Here is an 8,651-nt window from a genome sequence, read left to right on the forward strand (position 1 = left end):
TTTTAGAGAAATAGTAAAAATGAACAGAGAAAGGGGAAGAAAGAACAGGGAGAAAGGTAAAGATTTTAGGGAAGCCGGTAGGATAAAAACCGCTATAGAGGTATAGTCAAAAAAGCGCATAATACCTTGTCCCTACTCCCTACTCCCTACTACCTACTCCCTGCTCCCTACTCCCTACTCCCTACTCCCTACTCCCTACTCCCGACTCCCTACTCCCGACTCCCTACTCCCTACAACTCAATAGAATAATAATCCAAAGCACCAACTCCTGGACCCTGAGTCCACCGTGAATCAGGTTTCCAAGCACCATTAATTTCTTCCCGACGGCGAGTGTAGACAGTCAGTTGATTATCCTCAATTTTCAGTAGATTATATTGCCAAGGATAACCGGGTATGAGTTCTTTGGTGGGTGCGCCAAAGGTGCCAGCACCAATTTGGTCGAGTTTGCGCCCACTTGGGCTGAGGTCGTAACGGAAAAGACTGGTTTCGGCTTTGTGAATGTGTCCGTGGAGGAAGAAGCGGAATCCAGCTTGGGCGAGTTGTTCCATGAATCCTTGGTCGGTAATCCTATCGCTTCCAGCACTATTCAGGGCATGGTGCCAAACCGCAATTTTCAGGCAGTTGCCGTAGTCTGGGTTACGGCGAATTTCGGTCAGGGCGTTGCTCAGAGCACCGGAGTGGATACTAGCACGGTCTCTGAAGTAGCGATCCAGTTCCCAAGCGGAGTTTAGTCCTAGGATCAGCAAGTTTTGCTCTGGGAAATAGTCGATAATGGCTTGCTGGTCATAGTCGAGGGGATAGGGTTGAGCTTTGATAGCTTGATAGAATTGGCTGAAGTGGGCAAACCGTTGTTGGTATTTGGCTTCATCTCGGACTCGAATCACATCTTCACCTTTGATGTAGTGACCCTCTTTGAGTTCACCATCGTAGTCTTCGAGATCCAATAACTGATAACCCCGCTTTGCTAGTTCCCAATTGAGGTCATGGTTACCAGGAACTAGAACAATTTGCTTCGAGTCTAGGGAAAAGTCTTGGCGGAGGTTGTCGAGAAACTGTTGTGCTGCCTGGTATTCGTCTGGAGTGGAATAATTGGCGATATCACCGGAGAGGATAAGAGCATCAAGGTGAGGGATTTGAAGGTCTTGGATTAGGTCTTGGGCGAGTTGGTTTGACCAAAGGGTAGCTTGCTCAGGGGTGGTGATGTGGAGGTCTGAGAGGTGGAGGATGTACATGGTTTGAGTCGGTTTGGGACGATAGGTTGGGTTGTAGATTTGGTAGCGCTCTTGAATAGTGTTAAGGGTGTTGATGGTTTCAGAAAAAATATCTTTATCATTAGTTGCTGCCGATTCTTCCTTGTTTAGGAGATTAATCAGTTTAGGAATAGTGGTTTCTTTCCCGATTTCTCCCAGAGCATCTGCCGCACTCCTACACACAGAATAGTCGTCATCATACAGCAATTTAATTAAGGGGTCAATCGCCACTTCTGTCCCGATTTTTCCCAGAGCTTTTGCCGCACGAATACGCACCCTATAGTCGTCATCATCCAGCAATTTAATTAAGGGGTCGATGGTGGCTTCTGTCCCGATTTTTTCCAGAGCTTCTGCCGCATGAATACGCACACTATAGTCGTCATCATCCAGCAATTTAATTAAGGGGTCGATGGTGGCTTCTGTGCCAATTTTTCCCAGAGCATCTGCCACACGAATACGCAAATCAGAGTCGTCATCATCCAGCAATTTAATTAAGGGGTCGATGGTGGCTTCTGTCCCGATTTTTCCCAGAGCATCTGCCACACGAATACGCAAATCAGAGTCGGGATCATCCAGCAATTTAATTAAGGGGTCGATGGTGGCTTCTGTCCCGATTTTTCCCAGAGCTTCTGCCGCACTCCTCCGCACATCAGAGTCGTTGTCATCCAGCAATTTAATTAAGGGGTCTATAGTGGCTTCTTTCCCGATTTTTCCCAGAGCAGATGCCGCACTACTACGCACAGATGAGCGGTAATCATCCAGCAATTTAATTAAGGGGTCGATGGTGGCTTCTGTCCCGATTTCTCCCAGAGCATCTGCCGCCCTACTACGCACAGATGAGCGGTAATCATCCAGCAATTTAATTAAGGGGTCGATGGTGGCTTCTGTCCCGATTTCTCCCAGAGCATCTGCCCCACTACTACGCACATCAGAGTCGTTGTCATCCAGCAATTTAATTAAGGGGTCGATGGCGGCTTCTGTCCCGATTTCTCCCAGAGCATCTGCCGCCCTACTACGCACATAATAGTTGTGATCATCCAGCAATTTAATTAAGGGGTCAATCACCACTTCTGTCCCGATTTTTCCTAGAGCATCTGCCACAATTTTACGCACATCAGAGTCGTTGTCATCCAGCAATTTAATTAAGGGGTATATGGTGGCTTCTGTCCCGATTTCTCCCAGAGCATATGCCGCAATTCTACGCATATCTGATTCGGAATCATCCAGGCATTTAATTAACCCGTAAATCGTGGCTTCTGTCCCAATTTTTCCCAGAGCATTTGCCGCCATAATTCGCACATATGAGTGGGGATCATCCAGGCATTTAATTAAGGGATCAATCCCCGCTTCTGTGGCAATTTTTCCCAGAGCATCTGCCGCCATAATTCGCACATATGAGTGGGGATCATCTAGGTATTTAATTAAGGGGTTAATCGCCGCTTCTGTGCCAATTTTAGCCAGAGCTTCTGCCGCACTTTTACGCACCCAATATTCGGGATAATCCAGCAATTTAATTAAGGGGTAGATGGTGGCTTCTTTCCCGATTTTTCCCAGAGCTTCTGCCGCCCTAATACGCAGATTTGAGTCCTGATAATCCAGCAATTTAATTAACGTATCAATCTTGGCTTCTGTCCCGATTTTTCCCAGAGCATCTGCCGCACGAATACGCACATAATAGTTGTGATAATCCAGGCTAATTAAGGGGTCGATGGTGGCTTCTGTCCCGATTTTTCCCAGAGCATCTGCCGCACGAATACGCACCAAATAGTGGTCATCATCCAGCAATTTAGTTAAGGGGTCGATGGTGGCTTCTGTCCCGATTTTTCCCAGAGCATCTGCCGCACGAATACGCACCAAATAGTGGTCATCATCCAGCAATTTAATTAAGGGGTCGATGGTGGCTTCTGTCCCGATTTTTTCCAGAACTTCTGCCGCCATATTACGTATATATGAGTTGTGATCATCGAGGTATTTCCTTAGCTCAGGTATCGCTTTTTCTGATCCAGTTATTCCCAACAGTTCAACCTTAACTAAGGTGGGAACCTTTAACCCAGCCACCAACCCAACAGTCTGCTCCTGAAACTCCGGTTTTACTGCTCCTGCTAACCTCGCTCCCAGTTGCCAATCCACTACTAACCCTAAGCTGACCACCTGCTGGGCTTGGGCTTGATCATCTACCAATTGCAGCATCAGCACCAGAGGTTCTGTCCATTTCAAATAATTGAGATAGTTCTGTTGCAACTCCTGATCACTAAGACGTGGTAATTGCTTCAATAAATATTCCGCTGTATAGTATTCTTGGATTAGTTGGTGTCGAAACTCAATCAAATCTCCTGATTGTTGAATCAAGTGATGGTTGAGTAAGTCCTTTAGCCAAGTCCTAGCGCGAACTTTAGGATCGATACAACCACTCTGACGTAGATAGTTAGTTAAAATTTCCTCGGCTTTTGTCTTGGGAATAGCAACAGTAATCTCTTTGGGCTTATCCCCTGCTGTCATCACAAACCCTAACTCTTGCAGCAAGTCAGTCCAAAATCCTCTTGATTCCTCGGAAACCTTAACATCTTGCTTGATGTTATCAGAATAGAACTGGGTAAATGAGCGAAAGACTAACCCCAGATTCGACGGGATCTCTCCCTTATCCTGAAACAGGGCACACAGCATCATCAATAGTAGAGGGGTTTGGCCAAACTCCCGTAAGCGATCGCCCAACTGCTGAAGCATCTGCTCCCCCTGTTGTGGCAAATACTTTCGGACAAACTCCGACATTTGCTCTACACTCAAGGGTTGCATTTCCAACTTCTTCTGAATCCCCAAGTCACCACCTACTCCTAAATCCCTAGTGGTGAAAATCATGGGAGTACGCTTCTGGTAATCCTTCCGAAACTGAGTCAAATCCACACGCGCTGCTTCTGAGGGTAGCTCGTTCACCCCATCGATCAGTAACCAGAATTCTCCCTCAAACAATAGTCTTTCGATTTCGGTGGAGTTGAGCAGTACACCATGACGTTTCAGAAAATTCCGCACTAACTCCAGCACCGATGTCTGGTAATATCGCAGTTCCACCAGCACCGGAATTTTCCCTTGTATTCCCTCATCCCCTAACAATCGCACTAAGGTGGTGGATTTGCCGGAACCCGGACGTCCCACCAGTAAGACATGGTCAGCAGCATACTTGCGCAATCCGTCTAGCACAGGCAAGCGCTCAATTTCTTCCGGATTTTCGTATTCTTCCCGATTTTCGTCTCGTTGTGGCTGCTCCGACTTGATGGTTTGCACCATTAGGCCATTAAACAGCATAGGGGTTCGTTGCTGCTGCTTGGGCTTGCGGCCTTCGACATCAGTGAGGGTATAAACTTGCCACCATTGGGCGTAGCTGTTACGGATTGATGCTAGATAGGGATCCCAATTGACCATGTTAAGGATGAATTATGAAGGTTGAATTATATGGCACCCTTGTGATTTATTCTAGCTGGGCAGCTGAGTTGGTGGGCAGTGCTTTGCTATGGGATCGGGAGCTGAGCTGATTGGTCTGCTGCACTGCCCACCCTACATCGGCTGAGTTGGTGGAACTGGCATCAAGCCAGTTTCAATATATGTTGGGGCGGGCAGTTGGTGGGCAGTGCTTTGCTATGGGATCGGGAGCTGAGCTGATTGGTCTGCTGCACTGCCCACCCTACATCTACATCTGCTGACTTGCTGTGGAATGGGCTTGGTGGAACTGGCATCAAGCCAGTTTCAATATTATGTTGGGGCGGGCAGTTGGTGGGCAGTGCCTTGCTATGGGATCGGGAGCTGAGCTGATTGGTCTGCTGCACTGCCCACCCTACATCGGCTGAGTTGGTGGAACTGGCATCAAGCCAGTTTCAATATATGTTGGGGCGGGCAGTTGGTGGGCAGTGCTTTGCTATGGGATCGGGAGCTGTACTGATTGCTCTGCTGCACTGCCCACCCTACATCGGCTGGTGTGATTGTGATTGTAGTTGCAATTATAGTTGACAAAATTATCTATAAGTGCTTATACCCCTTGCCCTAGATATTTCCATCTCCTGATCACCCCATTTCCCGGTCTTCCAGTGCTATTCTCCGACTGGCAACTGTTAGGATAATATTTTTTTTGTAAATTAGTTGAGAAAGCTTTGCATTTGACCCCTAGATAGACTAAACTAGTCTAGGAGTATTAGCAATAACTAATCCCTGGCTGCTCAAATCTTCCCTTAACCGAGGCAGCTTGGTTCCAGCTTTTAACAAAAAACTATAGCATTATTGATTATGGATCCATCTATATCTGAATCAGAGGCCAGTCAAGTGATTGAGATCAAGTGGGGAGAGCGATGGCAAGTCTATCGGCGCTTGCAAGAGCTAGAGATTCCCTGTCACTGTAAGACTGACCAGCCCTTGAAAGCTGAAATCGATAATGTCACGGCTTTGATTCAAATTTGGAGTATCCTCAGACAGCTAACCCTTCCGCGCCAAGAGTTAATATCCTGGCTCGATGATTGCTGGCGGCTTCCTAGCAAAAGGCGCAAGGAGAAACTTTAAGTAGTAGGTAAGCATTCAGCCCTCAGCGGTCAGCCGTCAGCTTTCCATAACTCAGATTAAACTACTGATCCTGCAGGTCTACTCAACCTTCAACCTTCAACCTTCAACCAACAAACCTTCAACCTCCCAACCTTCAACCTCCCAACCTGCCAACCTGCCAACCTTAAAAGAATACCTTTAAGATCCATTCATGACAAAACCAGCAATTCTACATTTAGAAGGGATTACTAAACACTTTGAGCAAACCACTGAGCCAGCAGTGGGGAATGTGTCGTTTACCCTCCATGAAGGGGATTTACTGGGATTAGTGGGGCCATCTGGCTGTGGCAAAACGACTTTACTGCGGATTGTAGCTGGGTTTGAGCGACCCCAAGCCGGACTAGTGGTATTGGCAGGACGGAAAGTGACTGGGCCAGGGTATTGGTTACCACCAGAACAGCGCAATACTGGTATGGTCTTTCAAGACTATGCTCTATTTCCTCATCTGAGCGTAGCAGAGAATGTGGCGTTTGGGCTTAAGCAGAATCGGAAACAGAAGAGTGGTGTCTCGGTCAAGAATAATACGGAAGATGCGATCGCATTAGTCGGATTAGCTGGCATGGGCAAACGTTACCCCCACGAACTCTCTGGTGGTCAGCAGCAGCGAGTTGCCCTAGCCCGTGCCTTAGCCCCCCGACCTAAATTAATTCTATTGGATGAACCCCTGAGCAATCTCGATGTCCAAGTGCGTCTGCGGTTGCGTCAGGAAGTGCGAGCTATTCTCAAAGAAACCGGAACCTCTGCTATTTTTGTCACCCATGACCAAGAAGAAGCCTTGTCTATTTCCGACCAAGTGGGAGTCATGCGTTCTGGTCGATTAGAGCAATTGGGGACACCAGAAGAAATCTATACCAATCCCAGCTCTCGCTTTGTAGCAGAATTCGTCACCCAAGCCAACTTTTTACCAGCCCAACGCAGAGGAGACCTATGGGAAACAGAAGTAGGCTCCTTTGCCATCAGAGTCAATGATGCCATACTTAATACTAAACTCGATCAGCTGGAGGAAGGGGAGCTGATGCTTCGGGAAGAAAATGTTCTTCTCAACCCTGACGATGACTCCACCGTAGTGATTCAAGACCGACATTTCCTAGGTCGTGAATACCGCTACTGTTTACAAACCGCTTCCGGCAAAAAACTCCACGCTCGCACCAACCTAAGCACTCAACTACCGGTAGGAAAGCGGGTGCGACTGTCTGTAGCTGATCCATCAGTACCGATTTTTGCCTGAGGGAAAAGGGAATAGGGAATAGGGAATAGGGAGTAGGGAGTAGGGAGTAGGGAGCAGGGAGCAGGGAGCAGGGAGCAGGGGTAAGAGTGCATAAAATTGTCCTGTCAACCTATCAACCTTCAACCTGTCAACCTTAAACCTGTCAACCTTAAACCTTCAACCTTAAACCTTCAACCTTAAACAACCTTCAACCTTCAACAGATTGAGTTAATCATGTATTCTGCTCCACTGATTCATTTCTATTAGACCCTGCCTCATTTTCATTAGAGGATTGGACTTGCTTGAGATGAATCTTATTCACCTGAACAATATAATGTTCTATGGCTTTTTGTGATTGTTGTTGACGTCGCGCGCCATCGGATGAATCAGAAAAGCGATAAGGTTGAGTGACTCCCAAGACAAATTTTTCCTGTTCCGCTTCTAACAATTCAACAGTAGTGTTGGCAGCAATCCAATTTTCTTGAAACGGAAAGGAAGTAGAGACACTAGCAACAATAGAAGCAATCGCTGGAAATATTACCGGGAGCCACTTTAGTAATGAAGAACCAGTTTCTAATTTGTCTAGCAAGACTAAAATTGGTGTTATTCCAGATAAAATAATGGTTAACATTTGGGCAACATAGTAAGCATTTCGGGAGGTCCTGCGGGTCTTTTTATAATCGTCAATCAACTCCTGGCTATAGGTTAATGCTTTTTCTATCGCTAGAGTTATGGGATTATTCTCTGTGGAATTATTACCGCACCACAGCCCACTACACAGTTTATATTTTTTGATCAGTTGCGACTGATGAGTAGCTTCTTTATAGTCTTGCCACAATTGTTGATTAATTAGGAAAAGAAATATAAAAACCGCAAAACAAGCAGCGCTAACGATTTCCAAAATTTGACGGTGTGAGATAAAAATAGAGGCAATTCCGACCCCAACCCCAGCAGCCAGGAATAAAGAATAACCGATAGTTATTAAAACTGAAGGTTTTGAAATTGATGAAGAAGAGATTTTATCTATTGTCTTAGGAATTTTATTATCTGGAATTGCTTCAATTTGAGGAGCTGCTTCAAAATTAGTCATTTTTTTTATATAATTATTAATGCAGTTAATGGACAGGCTTGACTAGAGACAATTCTAGCAAGTCGGCATTGCTGATTGGTAGAATATTCAAGGATACAGCAGTTTGCAATTGCTGTTAGGTACTTTTGTAGAATGGGCATCTTGCCCGTTCCTTGATCTTGCCCTTGCGGGCAGGATGCCCACTAATTTCCTATTCATTACTTGACTGACCCAACGCCAGCCATTTTGCTATTGCACTATTTTAAGCTTGCCACGCCACTACCCAACATTACCCAACATTATTTAGGTGCGACTCCCGCCACACTCCCCTTACTCCCCACACTCCCCCTCATAAGGGTAGGTTTTTTACAAAGGGGCGAGTAGGTACTTTGATTACGTATAAATTCCTCAAAATATGTATCAAAATACACAATAGTTTCCGGGATAATTCTCCCCATTTCCCGCTCTTCCCCTCCTGGGAGGGGTTAGGGGTGGGTTCCGATTCCCGACTCCCGATTCCCGACTCCCGATTCCCGACTCCCGA

General features: G+C 46.3%; 7 protein-coding genes. 3 read left to right on the plus strand and 4 right to left on the minus strand.

The annotated features are described in order from the left end of the window. Positions 1 to 126 precede the first annotated feature (126 nt). Positions 127 to 249, plus strand: coding sequence for a hypothetical protein (locus tag F6J94_RS25290; RefSeq protein WP_293045195.1), 123 nt, complete (start codon positions 127 to 129; stop codon positions 247 to 249). On the opposite strand, the gene F6J94_RS25295 is transcribed toward F6J94_RS25290, so the two are convergent. Next, positions 231 to 4,667 (minus strand): HEAT repeat domain-containing protein, encoded by a 4,437-nt coding sequence (locus F6J94_RS25295; protein ID WP_293045197.1) that lies wholly within the window; start codon positions 4,665 to 4,667, stop codon positions 231 to 233. The genes F6J94_RS25290 and F6J94_RS25295 overlap by 19 nt on opposite strands. 161 nt (positions 4,668 to 4,828) lie before the next feature. Beyond that, positions 4,829 to 4,978: a hypothetical protein gene (locus F6J94_RS25300; RefSeq protein ID WP_293045199.1), complete on the minus strand. Its 150-nt coding sequence runs from the start codon at positions 4,976 to 4,978 to the stop codon at positions 4,829 to 4,831. A 544-nt stretch (positions 4,979 to 5,522) separates the two neighbouring features. Between F6J94_RS25300 and F6J94_RS25305 the strand changes: the two genes are divergently transcribed. Together F6J94_RS25305 and F6J94_RS25310 are read left to right on the plus strand one after the other, a co-directional pair. Then, positions 5,523 to 5,792: an Asr1405/Asl0597 family protein gene (locus F6J94_RS25305; protein WP_293021268.1), complete on the plus strand. Its 270-nt coding sequence runs from the start codon at positions 5,523 to 5,525 to the stop codon at positions 5,790 to 5,792. A gap of 190 nt (positions 5,793 to 5,982) precedes the next feature. After that, on the plus strand, positions 5,983 to 7,059 hold the full coding sequence (locus F6J94_RS25310; protein WP_293045201.1) for an ABC transporter ATP-binding protein: 1,077 nt from the start codon (positions 5,983 to 5,985) through the stop codon (positions 7,057 to 7,059). Here F6J94_RS25310 and F6J94_RS25315 read toward each other — a convergent pair. Continuing rightward, entirely contained in the window at positions 7,039 to 7,167 is a 129-nt protein-coding gene (locus tag F6J94_RS25315) for a hypothetical protein (RefSeq protein WP_293045203.1), read from the minus strand. The two genes, F6J94_RS25310 and F6J94_RS25315, sit on opposite strands and share 21 nt — an antisense overlap. A gap of 103 nt (positions 7,168 to 7,270) precedes the next feature. Then, complete coding sequence (locus F6J94_RS25320; protein ID WP_293045205.1) at positions 7,271 to 8,128, minus strand: DUF4231 domain-containing protein; 858 nt, start codon at positions 8,126 to 8,128, stop codon at positions 7,271 to 7,273. Positions 8,129 to 8,651 lie beyond the last annotated feature (523 nt).

The sequence above is a fragment of the Moorena sp. SIO1F2 genome, assembly GCF_010672755.1.
Classification (GTDB): domain Bacteria; phylum Cyanobacteriota; class Cyanobacteriia; order Cyanobacteriales; family Coleofasciculaceae; genus Moorena.

What these genes read in the sequence shown, in the direction of transcription:
- F6J94_RS25295 (WP_293045197.1), bottom strand. Translation starts at nt 4,667, where the DNA reads ATGGTCAATTGGGATCCCTATCTAGCATCAATCCGTAACAGCTACGCC.
- F6J94_RS25300 (WP_293045199.1), bottom strand. Translation starts at nt 4,978, where the DNA reads ATGCCAGTTCCACCAAGCCCATTCCACAGCAAGTCAGCAGATGTAGAT.
- F6J94_RS25305 (WP_293021268.1), top strand. Translation starts at nt 5,523, where the DNA reads ATGGATCCATCTATATCTGAATCAGAGGCCAGTCAAGTGATTGAGATC.
- F6J94_RS25310 (WP_293045201.1), top strand. Translation starts at nt 5,983, where the DNA reads ATGACAAAACCAGCAATTCTACATTTAGAAGGGATTACTAAACACTTT.
- F6J94_RS25320 (WP_293045205.1), bottom strand. Translation starts at nt 8,128, where the DNA reads ATGACTAATTTTGAAGCAGCTCCTCAAATTGAAGCAATTCCAGATAAT.